Raw genomic sequence first — 17,913 nt, 5'->3', positions numbered from 1 at the left:
GTGGACGGGAAAGCGGCTCCGGACGGGAAGGCGGCTCCGGTGGGGAACACGGCTCCGGACGGGAAGGCGGACCCGGACGGAAAGTCGGCCCCGGCGGCGGACGAGGCCCCGGCGGTGCACGAGGCGTACGCCGTGCCCCGGGACGTCGTCGCCTTCCCCGGCGCGGGCGCCTTCGGCAGCGAGTTCCGTACCCTGCGCGACGCCCTGCCGCCCGGCACGCGGCTCCTCGCCCTCCAGTACCCGGGGCGGGCCGCGGCACCCCCCGGCCCGGACTCCTTCGAAGCCCTGGTGACCGCCTGCGCCACCCGGATCCGCGCCCTGCCAGGACCGCCGCGCGTCCTGCTCGGGCACAGCTTCGGCGCCTTCCTCGCCTACGCCACCGCCGCGGCGCTCCAGGCCACCGGAACCGAGGTCGCCGCGCTGGTCGTCGTCGGGGCGGATGCCCCGGACCGGGTGCGGCTGCCCGTCGAGGCCGCCCGCTCGCGCGAGGCGACCCGGGCGTATCTGGAGGGCCTCGGCGAGGACGTCCTCGGGCAGGTGCCGGACGAGGAGTGGCGGGCGATCGCCGTCGACACCGCCTGGTGGGACCTCGCGCTGCTGACCGCCTTCCCGGGCCCGGCGGGGGTACGGCTGCGCTGCCCGGTCCTCGCGGTACGGGGCCGCGAGGACCCGATCACGGCCGACGAGCGGATCGCGGCGTGGGCCGGCACGACCACCGGCGGATTCGCCTCCGCCGCCCTGCCCGGCGGGCACACGGACGTCCTGGCATCGCCGGAGTTCCTCGCCCGCGTGAACGCCGTGGTGACGCCGCCCGCGACCGGCGCGACCGCCGGCACGGGGAGGCGGGCCACCACCGGGACGACCGCCGCCACGGGGACGACCGCCGCCACGGGGACGACCGCCACCACGGGGGCGGCGGACACGACGAGGACGACGGCCGCCACCCGGCTGCCGGACGACGACGGCGCGGGGAGCCCGGCCGGAGGACCGGCGCCCCGGTAGCGGTCCCGCCCTACTCCTCCGCCTCCCCGGCAGCGGCCAGGTCCTGCCGTGAGTGGGCGCCCAACTTCCGCAGCGCGCGGGCGACATGCTGCTCCACCGTGCGCGAGGAGAGGTGGAGGGTCTCGGCGATCTCGCGGTTGGTGAGGCCGGTGCCGGCCAGGACCGCCACCTCGCGTTCGCGGGGGGAGAGCTGGCCGCCGTAGCCGGGGCGGCCCGGCGGTCGGCGGTCGGCGACCTGGTGGTTGCTGCGCAGGGTGGCGCGGACCCGGGCGGCGTCCCAGACGGCGCCGAGGTCGTCGAGCACCTTCGCGGCGCCGGTGAGTTCGTCCACGCCGCGGTCGGTCTCGGCGGCGGAGCCGACGGCCAGCGCGCAGCGGCCCGCGCCCTCGTGGGCGAGCGCGGCCTCGTAGGGGCGCGGCAGTTCCTCGTACGCGGCGGCCGCCTCGCGGTAGAGGGCGGCGGCCCTGCCGTGCTCCTCGGCGTTCTCGGCGAGGGCGGCGCGGCAGCGGGCGAGGGAGGCCCGGGGGATGCGCACCAGCAGGCCCTCGACACCCGCGGCGAACTCCGCGACCCAGGTGTCGGCGGTCTCCCGGTGCCCGGCGGCGGCCAGCGCCTCGACGGCCCAGGGGGCGAGGTCGGCGGCCCAGGCCCAGACCCCCTTGCGGCGCAGGCGCTCCCAGGCACCGCGGGCCTCCTCGGCGGCGGCCTCGGTCTCGCGTTTGGCGAGGGCCAGGCGGATGCGCAGCATGGCGCTCGCGGCGTCCAGGGGTACGGCGGGGGAGCGGGTCAACGGGCCGTTGCCGGAGGTGAGTTCGGTGACCCGGCTCCAGTCGCCCTTGGCGAGGGCGAGGACGGCCCGTACGAAGTCGGCGTCCACGGCGGCGAGGTGGGTCTCGCCGACCTCCGCGGCGTAGGCGTTCGCGCTCTCGCCGAGGCCCTGCCAGTGGCCGGTGGCGAGCAGCAGCAGGAGTTCGGTGCTGCGGCCGGTGCGGTGCGCCCCCATGGCGCCGGTGCGTTCGGACAACTCGCGGCCCTCGGCGAGGAGTTCGGCGGCGCGGTCGTACTCGCCGAGCCAGAAGGCGGAGTCGATGGCGTTGACCACGCCGCGGGCGACCTGCTGCCGTGCCGCCAGTTCCTCGATGTCGCGCGGGAGCCGGTCGACCAGCTGCCAGGCGTCCGGGTGGCCGATGTTGAGCATCACGGTGGCCCGGTTGGCGGCCACCGCCATCTGCACCGCGAGGTTGCCGCTCTCCTCCGCGGCCTCCTCCGCGCGCCGCAGCCAGCGCAGGTTCTCCGCCAGCGGCGGGCCCGGCCAGTACGGCATCGCGAGCGCCGACATGGCCCGCGCCGCCAGATCCGGGCGGGACTCCAACTCCTCGGCCGCCTGGGTGAGTTCGGCGCGGCCGCCCTCGCCGAGGCCGACCGTGTTGGAGAGCAGCAGGGCGAGGTCGAGACGCATCTCGCCGCGCACCTCCACGGGCAGGTCGACATCGTCGACGATGTGCCGCATCACGCCCACGGTCTCGTCGGTGCGCAGCGCGACCACGGCGCTGCGGGCGAGCAGCAGGGCCAGCTTCACCCGGTGCTGCTGCGGGATCTCCGGCGCGGCCAGGGTCCGGTCGAGCAGCGCGATGGCCTCCAGGTGGCGGCCGCCCGCGGCGAACTGCTCGGCGGCCCGCTCCACCGCGCGCAGCCAGTCCCGGGTGCGGCCGCTGTGCCGGTGGTGCCGGGCGAGCCGTGCCCAGGGCACCGGCTGCCTGCGGCCGAGGACCTTGGCGGCCCGGCGGTGCAGGTCCTCGCGCACAGTGCCGGGCAGCAGTTCGTGCACGGCGAGCGCGGCCAGCGGCACGTCGAAGCCGTAGCGGCCGCGGTCGAACTCGCAGAGCACCCCGGCGGTCTCCGCGGCGAGCAGCGCCTCGCGGCCCCGGGGCAGCTCCATCCCGGCGACGGCCGCCAGCTCCTGCGCGGGCGCGGGCTCGCCGAGCACCCCGGCGGCCCACACCACCGGGCGGTACTCCTCGGGCACCGCGCCGGTGCGCCCGGCGGTCAGCTCGGCGAGGCGGACCGGCACGCCCGCCGCGTCCACGTCCGCGGGGCCGAGCGGGTCCCGGCCGCCGTCGTCGAGGGCGCGCAGCAGGTCCGCGGCGACCTGGGCGACGCCACCGGTGCGCTCGTGCAGCCGGGCGGTGAAGCCGGGGGCGCAGCGCTGCTCCCCGAGCACCTCGACGGCGTGGGCGGCCAGCGCCTCCTCGGTGAGCGGGCCGAGGTCGAGGCGGATCACCGCGGCCTCCGGCGGATAGTCCACCGGGGCGCCCAACGGCAGTCCGCGCTCGGGGAGTTCCTCGGGGCGGTAGGTGAGCACGGCGGTCAGCGCGGCGGGTGGGCGGGTCAGCAGCTGGCGCAGGGCCGCGCGGGCGGCCGGGTCGGCGCGGTGCACGTCCTCGGCGACAAGGAGGGCCGGTCCGCCGGAGTGGGCGAGGGCGCCGAGCGCGGTGAGCACATCGCGCGATCCCGCGGTGGCCCGGGCGGCGTCGGCGCTCTTCTCAGGGGCGGCGGCCCGCGCCTCGCCGCCGGGCCCGCGGCGGGCGGGCGGCACCCGTTCCCCGGCGGAGCGGGCGAGCTGACCGCGGCGGCCGGGCAGCCGGCGCTCCTCGCCGAGCGGGTGCGCCGTGCCCGCCGCGGGGAGCCGGTTGAGCAGGACGGACTCGCCCGCGGTGAAGGAGACGACGAGGACCGAGCGGCCGCGGGCGTCGGGCAGTTCGAGCAGGCGGCCGACGAGGCGGCTCTTGCCCGTACCGGCGCGTCCGGCGACCAGGGCGAGGCCGAGCGCGCTGCCCTGAGAGGTCAGCATGCGGCGCAGCCGGAGGTCTGCGGTAGGCTCACTCGCGGTCACCGCACGCTCACGCCCCTGCCCTCCGTCGCCACGCTCGCCTCCCGTGCTCCTGACCGCGGTCTTCCGGCCGGTGGGCGGCTCCCTGCGGGGCGGCGTGCGGTACGGACCGGGCCCGCCCGGATGCGGGGCGCCCCGGGGAGACCCGCGGGGTCAGGAGTTGTTTGCGTATCCGTAGTTCAGTGTCCCTGATTGTGTGGCCCGGCGGCCAGCCCCGAATGTAGAGACACCACCCCCCAGGTACGTGTCCGGGACCTGATCAAGGTGCCGGGCGCGGTCGGTGAGCGTCCGGGCCGTCTCCCCACAAGGCGGTCCGGTCTCTCCCCCTCACCTTCCGAGTGCCTGTGCAGTCGGGCCTTCGGCCCTTCACCGTCAGCGTGTGAATCCACCATCCCGACTCACCCCGGTCAGGGAGATCTGGAGCTACACATGAGCACCGTCAGGGACCCGGGTCCGCTCGCCGCTCCCGTCCGTCTCGCGCCGCGGGCGACCGCCCTGCGGGAGACCGAGGCGCTGTGCTCGATGCCGGTGAGCGCCGAAGCGGTCCCCCTGCTGCGGCGGTTCGCCAGGGACACCTCCCGGCAGTGGGACCTCCCCGGCAGCGCCCAGGAAGCGGCCTGCGTCATCGTCACCGAACTCGTCACCAACGTCCTGCTGCACAGCGGCAGCCGGGACGTCACCCTGCGGATCGTGCTCAGCGACTTCGCCCTGACCGTCCATGTCGACGACGAGGGCCGCTGGAAGCACCGCCCCGCCGCCCGCCTCGCCGCCGAGGACGCGGGCGCGCGCTGCGGCCGGGGCCTGCAACTCGTCGACGCCTACGCGGTCGCCTGCGATGTGGACCGTACGGAGCGCGGGACCCGGGTGCGGGCCGAGATCGCGGTCGCGGCGGCCTGAGCCCCGTCCCTCCCCGGCTTCCGCGCCCGAGCCCGTGCCTCTCCGGCTTTCGCGCCCGAGCCCGTGCCTCCCCGGCTTCCGCGGGCCGAACGGCCTCAGGCCGCCTGGGACTTGAGCCCGTCCAGCATGATGTCGATGTAGCGGCGCCAGTCCCCGCTGCGGCGGTGCACGATCGAGGTCAGCCCGCAGGTGAGCGAGAGGATGTCCACGCTCGCCATGTCCTGGCGGATGCTGCCGCCCTCCTGGCCCTTGCCGATCAGCGCCATGAGTTCCGCTTCGAGGTCCTCCCGCAGCGGGCTGCGCGGGCCCTCCGAGCCGAGGCTGCCCTCGGTGACGGCGGTGGCGAACCCCCGGTCGCGGGACTCCACTTCGGCGATCCGGGTGAGCAGCAGATGCAGGGCCTGGAGCGGTTCGGCGGAGTCGCGGCAGACCGTGCGGTAGTAGGTCAGGATCTCCCCGAAGCGCTGCTGGCCCGCGGCGATGACCATGGCCTCCTTGGTGGGGAAGTGCCGGTAGAGGGTGCCGATGCCGACCTCGGCCCGGCGGGCCACCTCGTCCATGGACACCTCGGCGCCGCGCTCCGCGAAGAGTTCCCGCGCGGCGTTGAGCACGCGGGCCCGGTTGCGCTCGGCGTCCGCGCGGAGCCGGGGACGGTTGCTCTGCGCCTTCTCGGCGCCGGTCGTCTTCTCGCTGCCTGCCGCCATGCGGAACCTCCTTCCGGTTGACTCTACTATGCCCCCTCCGGGCGCTCGGCGGAGCGTGCAATCGGCCAACTTGCACACCCGGCGGGTGGTTTGGGGTGGTTGGGTGATCAACCGCGGGCCGCCGGGCGGTGGTTGACACCTCTTCGCGCTCTCGCCTGTACTGAAATATCGGAAGCGGAGTCCGATTCCCGTACCGGTGGCCCGTCCGCGGTGGCAGGCCCGGACCGGGGAACCGAGGGAACAGGGAAGGACGTACACGATGTCGATGTCCCGGGAACGGGCGAGCGCGCCACAGGTGACGCCCTCGGTGGAGGCCTTCCTCGCCGAGCCCCACCTGGCCACCCTGACCACGCTCCGCCCCGACGGCACCCCGCATGTGGTCGCCGTCCGCTTCACCTGGGACGCGCGGTCGGGGCTCGCCCGGGTGATGACCGTGCGGGACTCCCGCAAGGTGCGCAATGTGCTCGCGGCGCCGGGCGGCCGGGCCGCGCTCTGCCAGGTCGCCGGGTTCAAGTGGGTCACCCTGGAGGGCGCCGCCACGGTCTCCGAGGACCCCGTACGGGTCACCGAGGGCGCCCGCCGCTACGCCGCCCGCTACCTCTCGCCGCCGCCCAATCCGCCGGGCCGGGTCGTGGTCGAGATCGCCGTGGACCGGGTGATGAGCCTCAACAGCTGAGCGGGGGCGGGTACTTCGGCCGCCGTGCGCGGCTCCGTACGCGAGGGGTGAGCGCGTACCGATCCGTGCGGGGACGTGCGGGTACGTACGGGTACGCAGAGGAAGCGGGGCGTCCGAGCGGCGCCCCGCTTCCCGTGTGCCGGGGGACGTTCCGGGCGGGGGTGTGCGGGCCCGCCCCCGGCGGACGGGCCCGTGCGGGTGCGCTACCGGCCCTTGCCGCCCGGCGGGGTGCCGTGCTTCCACATCAGGCGGAAGCTCAGCGCCGACAGCCGCCAGCCCTCGGGGGTCCTGCGGGCGCGGCCGTCCACGAAGGTGCCGGTCTGGAAGAGCGGGCCCAGCTCCGCGGCGTTCTCCGGGCGGTGGACATGGGTCGAGGTGCAGTTGGCGCGCAGCCGGGCCGTGTCGCCGCCGCCCTCGATCTCGACGAAGGCGTGGGTGCCCATGTGCTGGGTACAGGTGAAGGCGTCCAGGGTCCGCTGGTGGAAGGCGCCCATGCCCGCGGCGCCCTGGTGGCCGCCGACCGGGAAGGTCACCGAGGCGTCCTCGGTGAACAGGCTCCGCGTCCAGTCGTCGTCCAGCTTCTCGTCGTCCAGGGTGATCAGGTACCGGTCCAGGAGTTCCGCGATTTCGGCGGTCGATTCGCTTGGCGTCATACCTGAAGGATTGCCCGCCATTCGTGGCCTGCCAGGCTTCCTGTCATGGATCTGACGTTCCTGTCGAAGGCCTGTAGTAGCCGCCCCAAGGCCTGTACTTGACGACTGTTTACCCCTTGCCGCATTCCTGGGAAGAATGAGGCAACACCGTCGGGAGAGGGCAGATGGAAAACTTTGACGCGGACGTGATCATTGTCGGTGCCGGACCCACGGGACTGATGCTCGCCGGGGAACTCGGGCTGCACGGAATTTCGGCCCTCGTGGTCGACAGGCTCGAAGAACCGATCCAGCAGTCCCGCGCCCTCGGTTTCTCCGCGCGGACCATCGAGGAATTCGGCCAGCGCGGACTCCTCGCCCGTTTCGGTCAGGTCGACGTCATCCCGTTCGGGCATTTCGGCGGAGTGCCGCTCGATTTCCAGATCGTCGAGGGCGGTTCCTACGGCGCCCGCGGAATTCCGCAGTCGCGCACCGAGGGCGTCCTCGCCGGGTGGGCCCGCGAGAAGGGCGCCGAGATCCGCCGCGGTGTCGAGGTCACCGGCCTCGACGACGACGGTGAGGGCGTCACCCTCCAGGTGCGCACCGGGGAGGGCGAGTCCCGGCTGCGCGGCCGGTACGTGGTCGGCTGCGACGGCGCCCGCAGCGTCGTCCGCAAGGCCGCCGGGATCGGCTTCCCGGGCAGCGAGGCGGAGATCGAGCTGCGCTTCGCGGACATCTCCGGGATCCAGCTGCGCCCCCGGTTCATCGGCGAGAAGGTCCCCGGCGGCATGGTGATGGTGCTGCCGCTCGGGCCCGACCGCAGCCGCATCATCTACTTCGACCGTACGCAGCCGCTGCGCGAGTCGGCCGAGCCGATCACCTTCGAGGAGGCCTCCGAGGCCTTCCAGCGGCTGTGCGGCGAGGACATCAGCGGCGCCACCCCGCACTGGGTCAGCTCCACCACCGACGTCAGCCGCCAGGCGGAGGCCTACCGCAGCGGCCGGGTCTTCGTCGCGGGCGACGCCGCCCACATCCATCTGCCGATCGGCGCCCAGGGCATGAGCGCCGGGATCCAGGACGCGGTCAACCTCGGCTGGAAGCTCGCCCTGGACCTCAAGGGCAAGGCGCCCGAGGGGCTGCTCGACACCTACCACGAGGAGCGGCACCCGGTCGGCCGCCGCATCCTCGTCAACACCCTCGCCCAGCGCAGCCTCTACCTCGGCGGCGAGGAGATGAAGCCGCTGGTCGACGTGATGGGTGAGCTGGCCGGGTACGAGGTGGTCCGCAAGCACCTGGTCGGCATGGTCACCGGCCTCGACATCCGGCACTCCACCGTCCCCGGCGAGCACCCGCTGCTCGGCCGCCGCCTGCCCGACCGCGAGCTGGCCGTCGGCGGCGAGAAGACCACCGTCTTCGCCCTGCTCGCCGAGGGCCGGGGCGTCCTGCTCGACCTCTCCGGCAGCGCCGAGGCCCGCAAGGCGGCCGAGGGCCACGCCGGCCGCGTCGAGGTCGTCACCGCCGAAAGCCACGGCATCGGCGCCGAGTTGGACGCCCTGCTGGTGCGCCCCGACGGCTATGTCGCCTGGGCCGCCCCCGCGGGCTCGGGCGCCGAGGGGCTCCCCGAGGCCCTCGACCACTGGTTCGGCACCGCCGACTGAGCCCCCGGGGCCCCGCCCCGCCACGTACCTCTGCTCTCCCACCCTCCGAGAAGGAAGCGACGACAGCATGCCCAAGATCTCCACCGAAGACGGCTACCTGACCGTGCTCAACCTCTTCACCGCGGACGCCCCCGAGAAGCAGGAGAAGCTGCTCGGTGAGATGCGCAAGATCGTCGACGCCGCCACCTACGAGGGCTGGATCTCCAGCACCGTGCACGCGGGCGTCGACCAGCCGGGCACCGCGAACTTCATCCAGTGGCGCAGCGGCGAGGACCTCGAGAAGCGGTACGCGGGCGAGGAGTTCAAGCACCGCACGCTGCCGGTCTTCGGCGAGATGACCACCTCGATCCGGCTGCTGCAGAACGACATCGTCTACACCCAGCGCGCCCCGGAGCTGAACGGCGTCACCGAGATCTCCCCGGACCGCGACGACTACACCGTCATCACGGTCTTCGGGGTGGAGAAGGAGAACCAGGACGCGCTCGTCGAGGCGCTCTCCCAGGACCACTTCCTGAAGGTCGACGGCTACCGCTCGCACTCCGTCCTCAAGGGCCGGGCCGCCCGCGGACTCGAAGGCTCCTTCGTGGTCGCCTACTCCCAGTGGGCGAGCAAGGAGGCCTACGACGCCTTCAACTCCCAGCCGGAGGGCGAGCGTTCGGCCGAGCGCAAGGAGGCCGAGGCCACCGTCCGCTCGCTGATCACCTCGGTGGACTCCAACACCTACCGGGTCGTGCACACCCGCTCGGCGGGCGAGTAACACCCCTGCCCGGCCCGGGAGTTCCGGGCCGGCCAGCCGCGGCGACGCCCGGCCCTCCGACGGGGCCGGGCGTTCGCCGTCGTCTCGCACCGAAGAAGGGCCGGGCCGGACGCCGCCCGGCCCCCGCTGTCGTCGTCTCAACGGGGAGAAGACATGTTCACCCGCAGAACCGCACTCCGCTCCGGCGCCGCCCTCACCGGCACCCTCGGCGCCGCCGGGCTCGCCGTACCGCTGCTCGGCGGCACCGAGGCCGGGGCCGCCGCGCCCGGGGAGGCGGCCGGGGAGGCCGCCGCCGGGGCCGCCGACCTCGACGTCTCGGCGCTGGTGAAGTTCACCCGGCCGCTGCCCGCGCTGCCCGTGCTGAGCCCGCGCCGCCGCACCGCCCGCGCGGAGACGTACGAGCTGCGCCAGCGGGAGACGGAGTGCGAGATCGTGCCGGGCCTGAAGACCCGGGTGCGGACCTTCGACGGCTGCTTCGCCCCGCCGGTGATCAAGGCGGTACGGGGCCGCCGCACCGTGATCCGGCAGGTCAACGAGCTGACCGTGCCGACCTCGGTCCATCTGCACGGCGGCCATGTGCCCGAGTCCAGCGACGGCGGGCCGATGGACCTGGTCCAGCCGGGCGCGAGCCGCACGTACACCTACCCCAACGAGCAGGCGCACGCCAACCTCTGGTTCCACGACCACGCCCACCACCAGGAGTCCGAGACCGTCTTCCGCGGGCTGACCGGCCTGTATCTGCTCACCGACGAGACCGAGCAGCGGCTGCCGCTGCCCTCGGGCGCCTACGACGTGCCGATCGCGATCCGCGACATCCGCCTCGACGAGGCCGGGCAGATCGTCTACGCCATGAACGACGGCAAGGACCGCAATCTGATGCTGGCCAACGGCGTCGCCTATCCGTATCTCGCCGTCGCCGCCCGCAAGTACCGCTTCCGGATCGTCAACACCTCCAATCTGCGCACCCTCGACCTGCGGCTCTCCGACGGCTCCTCCTATGTGCAGATCGGCTCCGACGGCGGACTGCTCGCCAAGCCCTTCACCACCGCCTCGCTCACCCTCTCCTCCGGTGAACGCGCCGATATCGTGGTCGACTTCGCGCGGTACGCGGCCGGCACCAGGCTCGTCCTGAAGAACGCGGTGGCCAGCCCGCCCGGGCCCGAGGACCAGATCGGCGACCTGCTCGAATTCCGGGTCGGCGAGCGGGCCGAGGACCGCAGCCGGATCCCGGACACCCTGCGCTCGCTGCCGCCGCTCCCGGCGCCGGACCGCACCCGGGAGATCGAGCTCCTGATGGGCGCGGACGGCATCGGCCTGATCGACGGCAAGGCCTATGAGGAGGGGCGGGTCGACGCCGAAATCCCCTTCGGCTCCACCGAGTTGTGGTCCATCCGCAACGCCAACGACCGCGGCAGCCACAACTTCCATGTGCACCTGGTGCAGTTCAGGGTGGTGGAGCGCAACGGCCAGCCGGTGACGGCCGGTCCGGAGAGCGGCCTGAAGGACACCGTGCGGCTCGCCCCGGGGGAGACGGTCAAGGTGCAGGCCACCTTCGGCGGCTACCGGGGGGACTTCGTCTACCACTGCCACATGATCGACCACGCGGCGATGGGGATGATGGCCACCATGCGGGTCGGCTGAGCGGGCGGCGGCCGCGCCGCCGGGATCCCTGACGCCACGGGGGCGTGCCGGTGTACCGGTACGCCTCCGGGTCATGCCCGAAACCGGTGTGCGCCCCCGCGCCCGTACCGGCCCGGGCGCCCCGGCTGACCCGGCACCACCCCGCGCACCCGCTCGCGCCCCCGCCCCAGCCGCCTCCCGGGTGGCGTCCGGTCACTTCCCTGACCCGTCCGTGCCGCTTCCTGACGTTCGCCTGGCGGTCCTCTGACATTGCGGGGGCGGCTCTGCGGTACCTGACGATTCCGTACCGAGAAATGCACAAGGGCGCCTTGTAGGACGCGGGCTTTGGAAGAACCATTTACCACACCGGGCGATGTCACCGGGGGGCGGCCGCCGGTAAGGCACTTCCCCGCCACTCCTTTTCACCGAGTGCCGGAAAAGTGCCTGCGGCGGGCCGCAGAACACCGCCGAGCTCCCATGGGCGGCCGAATGGATTCGTGAATGCAATTCCCGGGCCGGTTTGTGTCTCCGGCGCGGGGGCGGCGCTTTCGCGGGCGCAGCCGAGTGCCGCACAGACCGCAACTGCCAAGGAGCGAGAAGATATGCACAGCACGCTGATCGTCGCCCGGATGGACCTCGGTTCGAGCAAGGACGTGGCCGGGCTCTTCGGTGAATTCGACGCCACGGAAATGCCGCACCGCATGGGTACGCGGCGCCGCCAGCTCTTCGCGTACAAGGGCCTGTACTTCCACCTCCAGGACTTCGACGAGGACAACGGCGGCGAGCGCATCGAGGAGGCCAAGACCGACCCGCGCTTCATCGGCATCAGCCAGGACCTCAAGCCCTTCATCGAGGCCTACGACCCCGCCACCTGGCGCTCCCCGGCCGACGCGATGGCCCAGCGCTTCTACACCTGGGAGGCGTGAGGTGCCCGGGCGCAGAGTCGTGATCACCGGGATGGAGGTCCTCGCCCCCGGTGGTGTCGGCACCAAGAACTTCTGGAGCCTGCTCAGCGAGGGCCGCACCGCCACCCGCGGCATCACCTTCTTCGATCCCGCGCCCTTCCGCTCCCGGGTCGCCGCCGAGATCGACTTCGACCCGTACGCGCACGGGCTGAGCCCGCACGAGGTGCGCCGCATGGACCGCGCCGCCCAGCTGGCCGTGGTCGCCGCCCGCGGCGCCCTCGCCGACAGCGGCCTGGAGACCGCGGCCCTGGAGCCGCACCGCACCGGCGTCACCGTCGGCAGCGCGGTCGGCGCGACCATGGGCCTGGACGAGGAGTACCGGGTGGTCAGCGACGGCGGCCGGCTCGACCTGGTCGACCACGCCTACGCGGTGCCGCACCTCTACAACCACCTGGTGCCCAGCTCCTTCGCCGCCGAGGTCGCCTGGGCGGTGGGCGCCGAGGGCCCCAGCACCGTGGTCTCCACCGGCTGCACCTCGGGCATCGACGCCCTCGGCTACGCCCTGGAACTGGTCCGCGAGGGCTCGGTGGACGTGATGGTCGCCGGGGCCTCCGACGCCCCCATCTCGCCCATCACCATGGCCTGCTTCGACGCCATCAAGGCCACCACCCCGCGCCACGACGACCCGGAGCACGCCTCGCGGCCCTTCGACGGCACCCGCAACGGCTTCGTGCTCGGCGAGGGCAGCGCCTTCTTCGTCCTGGAGGAGTGGGAGTCGGCCCGCCGCCGCGGCGCGCACGTCTACGCCGAACTCGCGGGCTACGCCACCCGCTCCAACGCGTACCACATGACCGGACTGCGCCCCGACGGCGCGGAGATGGCCGAGGCGATCCGGCTCGCCCTCGACGAGGCGCGGCTCGCCCCGGAGGCCATCGACTACGTCAACGCGCACGGCTCCGGCACCAAGCAGAACGACCGGCACGAGACGGCCGCCTTCAAGAAGAGCCTCGGCGCGCACGCCTACGCGACCCCGGTCAGCTCCATCAAGTCGATGGTGGGCCACTCCCTCGGCGCGATCGGCTCCATCGAGATCGCCGCCTCGGCGCTCGCGATGGAGCACCACACGGTGCCGCCGACCGCCAACCTCACCACCCCCGACCCGGAGTGCGACCTCGACTACGTCCCCCTGCACGCCCGCGAGCAGCGCACCGACGCGGTGCTCTCGGTCGGCAGCGGATTCGGCGGCTTCCAGAGCGCGATGGTGCTCGCCCGCCCGGAGAGGAGCCCGGCATGAGCGCACCGGCGGTCATCACCGGAATCGGGGTCGCCGCGCCCAACGGCCTCGGCCTGCGCGACTACTGGGCCGCCACCCTCGGCGGCAAGAGCGGCATCGCCCGCCTCACCCACTTCGACCCCTCCGGCTATCCGGCCCAACTCGCGGGCGAGGTACCCGGGTTCGTCGCCGAGGACCACCTGCCGAGCAGGCTGATCCCGCAGACCGACCGGATGACCCGGATGGCGCTCGCGGCGGCCGACTGGGCGCTGGCCGACGCGGGCATCACCCCCGCCGAACTGCCCTCCTTCGACATGGGCGTGGTCACCGCCAGCTCCTCCGGCGGCTTCGAGTTCGGCCAGGGCGAGCTGCGCAAACTCTGGAGCCAGGGCAGCCAGTTCGTCTCCGCGTACCAGTCCTTCGCCTGGTTCTACGCGGTCAACAGCGGCCAGATCTCCATCCGCAACGGCATGAAGGGCCCGAGCGGGGTGGTGGTCAGCGACCAGGCCGGCGGGCTCGACGCCCTCGCCCAGGCGCGGCGGCAGATCCGCCGGGGCACCCCGCTGATCGTCACCGGCGCGGTCGACGCCTCGCTCTGCCCCTGGGGCTGGGTGGCGCAGCTCTCCGGCGGCCGGATGTCCACCAGCGCCGAGGCGGCCCGCGCCTATCTGCCCTTCGACCGGGAGGCCCGCGGCTATGTGCCCGGTGAGGGCGGCGCCATCCTGATCATGGAGGACGCCGAGGCGGCCCGTGCCCGCGGCGCCCGGGTGCACGGCCGGATCCTCGGCTACGGCGCCACCTTCGACCCGAGGCCGGGCAGCGGACGCCCGCCCGCCCTGCTCCGGGCCGCGCGGACGGCGCTCGCGGACGCGGGCGTGGACGCCGCCGACATCGACGTGGTCTTCGCGGACGCCGCGGGCGAACCCGCCGCCGACCGCGCCGAGGCCGAGGCGCTCACCGCGCTCTTCGGGATCCGCGGCGTCCCGGTGACCGCGCCGAAGACCATGACCGGGCGGCTGTACTCGGGGGCCGCGCCGCTGGACGTCACCGCGGCCCTGCTCGCCCTGCGCGACCAGGTGATCCCGCCGACCGTGCATGTGGAGCCCTGCCCCGAGTACGGGCTCGACCTCGTCCTCGCCCAGCCGCGGCCCGCGAAGCTGCGCACCGCGCTGGTCCTCGCGCGCGGGCACGGCGGCTTCAACTCCGCGCTCGTGGTCTGCGGCCCCGAGTGAACCACCCTGCCCCGCCGCGCAGTTGAGTGCGCGCCGGCTCCCCGTCCCCGCGCCGCCCCGCTCGCCCCGTGACATCCCGATGGAAGGACACCCCATGGCCACCGCCGCGTTCACCCTCGACGACCTGAAGCGGATCCTGCTGCAGTCCGCCGGCGCCGCCGAGGGCGTCGACCTGGACGGCGAGATCCTCGACACCGAGTTCGAGGTCCTCGGCTACGAATCCCTCGCCCTCCTGGAGACCGGCGGCGCCATCGAGCGCGAGTACGGCATCTCGCTGGACGACGAGGTCATCACCGACGCGGACACCCCGCGCGCCCTCATCGACGCCGTCAACGCCCACCTGTCCACCGCCGGTGCGGCCTGAGCCCGAAGGAACCTTCACCATGACCGAGAACACCCAGGAGAACGGCCGCCTCGCCCTCGTCTCGGGCGGCACCAGTGGTATCGGACTGGCGAGTGTGCGGCTGCTCGCCGAGCAGGGGCACCGGGTCTTCCTCGGGGCCCGGGACGCCGACCGGGTCGCGGCGACCGTCAAGGAACTGACCGCCGAGGGCCTGGACGTGGACGGCACCGTCCTGGACGTGCGGGAGGACGCTTCGGTGCGGGCCTTCGTGCAGGCCGCCGTGGACCGCTTCGGGACGGTGGACGTGCTGGTCAACAACGCGGGCCGCTCGGGTGGCGGGGTGACCGCGGACATCCCCTTCGAGCTGTGGGCCGATGTCATCGAGACCAACCTCACCAGCGTCTTCCGCATGACCAAGGAGGTCCTGAACGCGGGCGGCATGCGTGCCAAGAGCCGGGGCCGGATCATCAACATCGCCTCCACGGCCGGTAAGCAGGGTGTCGTCCTCGGCGCCCCGTACTCGGCCTCCAAGCACGGCGTCGTCGGGTTCACCAAGGCGCTGGGCAATGAACTGGCGCCGACCGGGATCACCGTGAACGCGGTCTGCCCCGGCTACGTCGAGACCCCCATGGCCCAGCGGGTGCGCCAGGGCTACGCGGACGCCTACGACACCAGCGAGGCGGCGATCCTGGAGAAGTTCCAGGCGAAGATCCCCCTCGGCCGCTACTCCACCCCGGAGGAGGTCGCCGGGCTCGTCGGCTACCTCGCCTCCGACACCGCCGCCTCCCTCACCTCCCAGGCGCTGAACGTCTGCGGTGGACTCGGCAACTTCTGACGCCCGTACGGCAACCCCCGCACCCCCCTTCACCTGTACTGGAGTTGTGGCTATGACGACCCGTGAGGTCGAGCACGAGATCACCATCGCGGCGCCGGCGGCGGCCGTGTACCGGCTGCTCGCCGAGGTGGCCAACTGGCCCCGCATCTTCCCCCCGACCATCTACGTCGACCGCGAGGACCTCGGCCCCGGCGAGGAGCGGATCCACATCTGGGCCACCGCCAACGGCGAGGCCAAGAACTGGACTTCGCACCGGACGCTGGACGAGGAGAGCCTGCGGATCACCTTCCGCCAGGAGGTCAGCCCCGCCCCCGTGGCGGAGATGAACGGCACCTGGATCATCGAGCCGCAGGGCGCCGGCTCCTCGCGGGTGCGGCTGCTGCACGCCTTCAAGGCCATCGGCGACGACCCGCACGATCTGCTGTGGATCGAGACGGCGGTCGACAAGAACAGCACCAAGGAACTGGCCGGGCTGAAGGAGAACGTCGAACTCGCGCACGCCGCTGAGGAGTTGACGTTCTCGTTCACGGACACGGTGCGGATCGAGGGCGCCGCCAAGGACGCGTACGACTTCATCGACCAGGCCGACAAGTGGGACGAGCGGCTCCCGCACGTCGCACGGGTGCGGCTCGCCGAGGACACCCCCGGCCTCCAGGAGCTGGAGATGGACACCCGGGCCAAGGACGGCTCCACCCACACCACCAAGTCCTACCGGGTCACCTTCCCCCACCACCGCATCGCCTACAAGCAGGTCACCCTGCCCGCGCTGATGACCCTGCACACCGGGATCTGGACCTTCGAGGAGGATCCCACCGGCACCCACACCACCGCCTCCTCCCAGCACACCGTCACCCTGCGCCCCGAGAACATCGAGAAGATCCTCGGCGCCGACGCCACCGTCGCCGACGCCCGCGCCTATGTGCAGGGCGCGCTGTCCACCAACAGCACCGCCACCCTGAACCACGCCAAGGACCACGCGGAGCGCCAGGGCTGATGGACACCGCGGACCGCCTGGAGACCCAGGTCATCATCGTCGGCGCCGGTCCGGTCGGGCTCCTGCTCGCGGGTGAACTCCGGCTGGGCGGCGCCGAGGTGGTGGTGCTCGAACAGCGCGAGGCGCCCACGACCGAGTCGCGGGCCTCCACCCTGCACGCCCGCACCATGGAGATCCTCGACAGCCGGGGACTGCTGGCCGGCCTCGGCACCCCGCCGCAGGAGCCGCGCGGCCACTTCGGCGGCATCCCGCTCGATCTGACGCTGCCCAGCCGCTATCCGGGCCAGTGGAAGGTGCCGCAGTTCCGCACCGAGGAACTGCTCCAGGAGTGGGCGCTCGGCCTCGGCGCGGACATCCGCCGCGGCCACCAGGTGCACGCGCTGAACCCGGGCGACCAGGCGGAGTACGTCGAGGCCGAGGCCACCGGACCTGGCGGCAGGCGCGTCCTGGTGCGCGGCCGCCACCTGGTGGCCTGCGACGGCGAGGAGGGCACCGTCCGCAGGCTGACCGGGGTCGTCTTCCCCGGGCAGAGCGCCACCCGGGAGCTGCTGCGCGCCGACGTGGACGGCATCGAGGTACCCGATCGGCGCTTCGAGCGGCTGCCGCGGGGCCTGGCCATCGCCGCCCGGCGGGGCGACGGGGTGACCCGGGTGATGGCCCACGTCTTCGGCTCGACCGCCCAACCCCGCACCGGGGAGGCCGAGTTCGGGGAGGTCGTGGCGGCCTGGAAGCAGGTCACCGGGGAGGACATCTCCGGCGGCACCCCGCTGTGGGTGAACACCTTCGGCGACGCCTCCCGGCAGCTGGTGCACTACCGGCGCGGGCGCATCCTCTTCGCGGGCGACGCCGCCCATGTGCAGATGCCGATCGGCGGGCAGGCCCTCAACCTCGGCCTCCAGGACGCCTTCAACCTCGGCTGGAAGCTCGCCCGGCAGCTGCGGGACCCCGGCGACGAGGCGCTGCTCGACAGCTACCACACCGAGCGGCACGCGGTCGGCCGCCGGGTCCTCGGCAACATCAGGGCGCAGGCCATGCTGCTGCTCGGCGGCCCCGAAGTGGAGCCGCTGCGCACCCTGTTGACCGAACTCATCCGCCACGAGAAGGTCCGCGCGCACCTGGCCGGGATGATCAGCGGACTCGACATCCGCTACCAACTCCCGGGCCCCGCGCACCCCTTGCTCGGCGCCCGGCTGCCGCACACCGTCCTGACGAGCCCTCAGGGCCGGGTGTCCGTCAGCGAGTTGCTGCGCACCGGACGCGGAGTGTGGATCAACCCGGGCGTGGACGTGCCGGACGGGGCCCGTCTCAGCACGCTCACCGGCCGCCCCGAGGAGGGGCCGCTGACCGACAAGGACTCCGTCCTGGTACGGCCCGACGGGCATGTCGCCTGGGCGGGCTCCACCGGGACCCCACCGCCCGCCGAGGCACTCGGACCGGGGTGGGAGGCCACCGCCTGAGGAGACCCACCGCCCCGAAGGCACCGCCCCCCCACCGTGCC

Annotated in this window: 16 protein-coding genes; 13 read left to right on the top strand and 3 right to left on the bottom strand. The window is 73.5% G+C overall.

Translation table 11 applies throughout. From position 1 onward, the window contains the following. Positions 1–39 precede the first annotated feature (39 nt). Positions 40–1,002, top strand: a complete 963-nt coding sequence (locus tag HFV08_RS15755) for a thioesterase II family protein (protein ID WP_168539935.1) — start codon at positions 40–42, stop codon at positions 1,000–1,002. Between the two features lie 10 nt (positions 1,003–1,012). On the opposite strand, the gene HFV08_RS15750 is transcribed toward HFV08_RS15755, so the two are convergent. After that, complete coding sequence (locus HFV08_RS15750; protein ID WP_168539933.1) at positions 1,013–3,853, bottom strand: helix-turn-helix transcriptional regulator; 2,841 nt, start codon at positions 3,851–3,853, stop codon at positions 1,013–1,015. Positions 3,854–4,321: 468 nt separating this feature from the next. Between HFV08_RS15750 and HFV08_RS15745 the strand changes: the two genes are divergently transcribed. Continuing rightward, positions 4,322–4,789, top strand: coding sequence for an ATP-binding protein (locus HFV08_RS15745; RefSeq protein WP_168539931.1), 468 nt, complete (start codon positions 4,322–4,324; stop codon positions 4,787–4,789). A gap of 95 nt (positions 4,790–4,884) precedes the next feature. Here the strand turns inward: HFV08_RS15745 and HFV08_RS15740 are convergent, their stop codons facing one another. Continuing rightward, complete coding sequence (locus HFV08_RS15740) at positions 4,885–5,493, bottom strand: TetR/AcrR family transcriptional regulator (protein WP_168539929.1); 609 nt, start codon at positions 5,491–5,493, stop codon at positions 4,885–4,887. Positions 5,494–5,758: 265 nt separating this feature from the next. On the opposite strand from HFV08_RS15740, the gene HFV08_RS15735 reads away from it, so the two are divergent. Continuing rightward, complete coding sequence (locus tag HFV08_RS15735) at positions 5,759–6,169, top strand: pyridoxamine 5'-phosphate oxidase family protein (RefSeq protein ID WP_168540049.1); 411 nt, start codon at positions 5,759–5,761, stop codon at positions 6,167–6,169. Positions 6,170–6,372: 203 nt separating this feature from the next. Here HFV08_RS15735 and HFV08_RS15730 read toward each other — a convergent pair whose 3' ends face one another. Next, positions 6,373–6,822 (bottom strand): nuclear transport factor 2 family protein, encoded by a 450-nt coding sequence (locus HFV08_RS15730; RefSeq protein WP_168539927.1) that lies wholly within the window; start codon positions 6,820–6,822, stop codon positions 6,373–6,375. Positions 6,823–6,986: 164 nt separating this feature from the next. On the opposite strand from HFV08_RS15730, the gene HFV08_RS15725 reads away from it, so the two are divergent. From HFV08_RS15725 to HFV08_RS15680, 10 genes are all read left to right on the top strand, one after another. After that, positions 6,987–8,456 (top strand): FAD-dependent monooxygenase, encoded by a 1,470-nt coding sequence (locus tag HFV08_RS15725; RefSeq protein ID WP_168539925.1) that lies wholly within the window; start codon positions 6,987–6,989, stop codon positions 8,454–8,456. A gap of 67 nt (positions 8,457–8,523) precedes the next feature. After that, positions 8,524–9,213, top strand: a complete 690-nt coding sequence (locus HFV08_RS15720; protein ID WP_168539923.1) for an antibiotic biosynthesis monooxygenase family protein — start codon at positions 8,524–8,526, stop codon at positions 9,211–9,213. A gap of 153 nt (positions 9,214–9,366) precedes the next feature. Next, positions 9,367–10,854 carry a multicopper oxidase family protein gene (locus tag HFV08_RS15715; RefSeq protein WP_168539921.1) on the top strand — a complete coding sequence of 496 codons (1,488 nt, stop codon included), beginning with the start codon at positions 9,367–9,369 and terminating at the stop codon, positions 10,852–10,854. 581 nt (positions 10,855–11,435) lie between these two features. Beyond that, entirely contained in the window at positions 11,436–11,759 is a 324-nt protein-coding gene (locus HFV08_RS15710; protein ID WP_040253440.1) for a TcmI family type II polyketide cyclase, read from the top strand. A 1-nt stretch (position 11,760) separates the two neighbouring features. Beyond that, complete coding sequence (locus tag HFV08_RS15705; protein ID WP_168539919.1) at positions 11,761–13,032, top strand: beta-ketoacyl-[acyl-carrier-protein] synthase family protein; 1,272 nt, start codon at positions 11,761–11,763, stop codon at positions 13,030–13,032. Continuing rightward, a complete protein-coding gene (locus HFV08_RS15700; protein ID WP_168539917.1) occupies positions 13,029–14,243 on the top strand; it encodes a ketosynthase chain-length factor in 1,215 nt (404 codons plus the stop codon). Before HFV08_RS15705 ends, HFV08_RS15700 begins: the two co-directional genes overlap by 4 nt. A gap of 94 nt (positions 14,244–14,337) precedes the next feature. Next, the gene (locus HFV08_RS15695) at positions 14,338–14,607 is read left to right on the top strand and encodes an acyl carrier protein (RefSeq protein WP_168539915.1); all 270 of its coding nucleotides are present in this window, start codon (positions 14,338–14,340) and stop codon (positions 14,605–14,607) included. A gap of 19 nt (positions 14,608–14,626) precedes the next feature. Then, positions 14,627–15,421 carry an SDR family NAD(P)-dependent oxidoreductase gene (locus tag HFV08_RS15690; RefSeq protein WP_168539913.1) on the top strand — a complete coding sequence of 265 codons (795 nt, stop codon included), beginning with the start codon at positions 14,627–14,629 and terminating at the stop codon, positions 15,419–15,421. A 52-nt stretch (positions 15,422–15,473) separates the two neighbouring features. After that, positions 15,474–16,415: an aromatase/cyclase gene (locus HFV08_RS15685; protein ID WP_168539911.1), complete on the top strand. Its 942-nt coding sequence runs from the start codon at positions 15,474–15,476 to the stop codon at positions 16,413–16,415. Next, positions 16,415–17,872, top strand: coding sequence for an FAD-dependent monooxygenase (locus HFV08_RS15680; RefSeq protein ID WP_168539909.1), 1,458 nt, complete (start codon positions 16,415–16,417; stop codon positions 17,870–17,872). Before HFV08_RS15685 ends, HFV08_RS15680 begins: the two co-directional genes overlap by 1 nt. Positions 17,873–17,913: the final 41 nt, after the last annotated feature.

Origin of the sequence: Streptomyces physcomitrii (assembly GCF_012273655.1) — a bacterium.
Lineage (GTDB): Bacteria > Actinomycetota > Actinomycetes > Streptomycetales > Streptomycetaceae > Streptomyces > Streptomyces physcomitrii.
The sequence above is the reverse complement of the archived record's forward strand: the minus strand, read 5'-3'. Positions and strand labels throughout refer to the sequence as shown.

Bases quoted from the DNA above. Each gene is read 5' to 3' on its own strand.
- HFV08_RS15750 (WP_168539933.1), bottom strand. From the start codon at position 3,853: ATGCTGACCTCTCAGGGCAGCGCGCTCGGCCTCGCCCTGGTCGCCGGA.
- HFV08_RS15745 (WP_168539931.1), top strand. From the start codon at position 4,322: ATGAGCACCGTCAGGGACCCGGGTCCGCTCGCCGCTCCCGTCCGTCTC.
- HFV08_RS15740 (WP_168539929.1), bottom strand. From the start codon at position 5,493: ATGGCGGCAGGCAGCGAGAAGACGACCGGCGCCGAGAAGGCGCAGAGC.
- HFV08_RS15735 (WP_168540049.1), top strand. From the start codon at position 5,759: ATGTCCCGGGAACGGGCGAGCGCGCCACAGGTGACGCCCTCGGTGGAG.
- HFV08_RS15730 (WP_168539927.1), bottom strand. From the start codon at position 6,822: ATGACGCCAAGCGAATCGACCGCCGAAATCGCGGAACTCCTGGACCGG.
- HFV08_RS15725 (WP_168539925.1), top strand. From the start codon at position 6,987: ATGGAAAACTTTGACGCGGACGTGATCATTGTCGGTGCCGGACCCACG.
- HFV08_RS15720 (WP_168539923.1), top strand. From the start codon at position 8,524: ATGCCCAAGATCTCCACCGAAGACGGCTACCTGACCGTGCTCAACCTC.
- HFV08_RS15715 (WP_168539921.1), top strand. From the start codon at position 9,367: ATGTTCACCCGCAGAACCGCACTCCGCTCCGGCGCCGCCCTCACCGGC.
- HFV08_RS15710 (WP_040253440.1), top strand. From the start codon at position 11,436: ATGCACAGCACGCTGATCGTCGCCCGGATGGACCTCGGTTCGAGCAAG.
- HFV08_RS15700 (WP_168539917.1), top strand. From the start codon at position 13,029: ATGAGCGCACCGGCGGTCATCACCGGAATCGGGGTCGCCGCGCCCAAC.
- HFV08_RS15695 (WP_168539915.1), top strand. From the start codon at position 14,338: ATGGCCACCGCCGCGTTCACCCTCGACGACCTGAAGCGGATCCTGCTG.
- HFV08_RS15690 (WP_168539913.1), top strand. From the start codon at position 14,627: ATGACCGAGAACACCCAGGAGAACGGCCGCCTCGCCCTCGTCTCGGGC.
- HFV08_RS15685 (WP_168539911.1), top strand. From the start codon at position 15,474: ATGACGACCCGTGAGGTCGAGCACGAGATCACCATCGCGGCGCCGGCG.
- HFV08_RS15680 (WP_168539909.1), top strand. From the start codon at position 16,415: ATGGACACCGCGGACCGCCTGGAGACCCAGGTCATCATCGTCGGCGCC.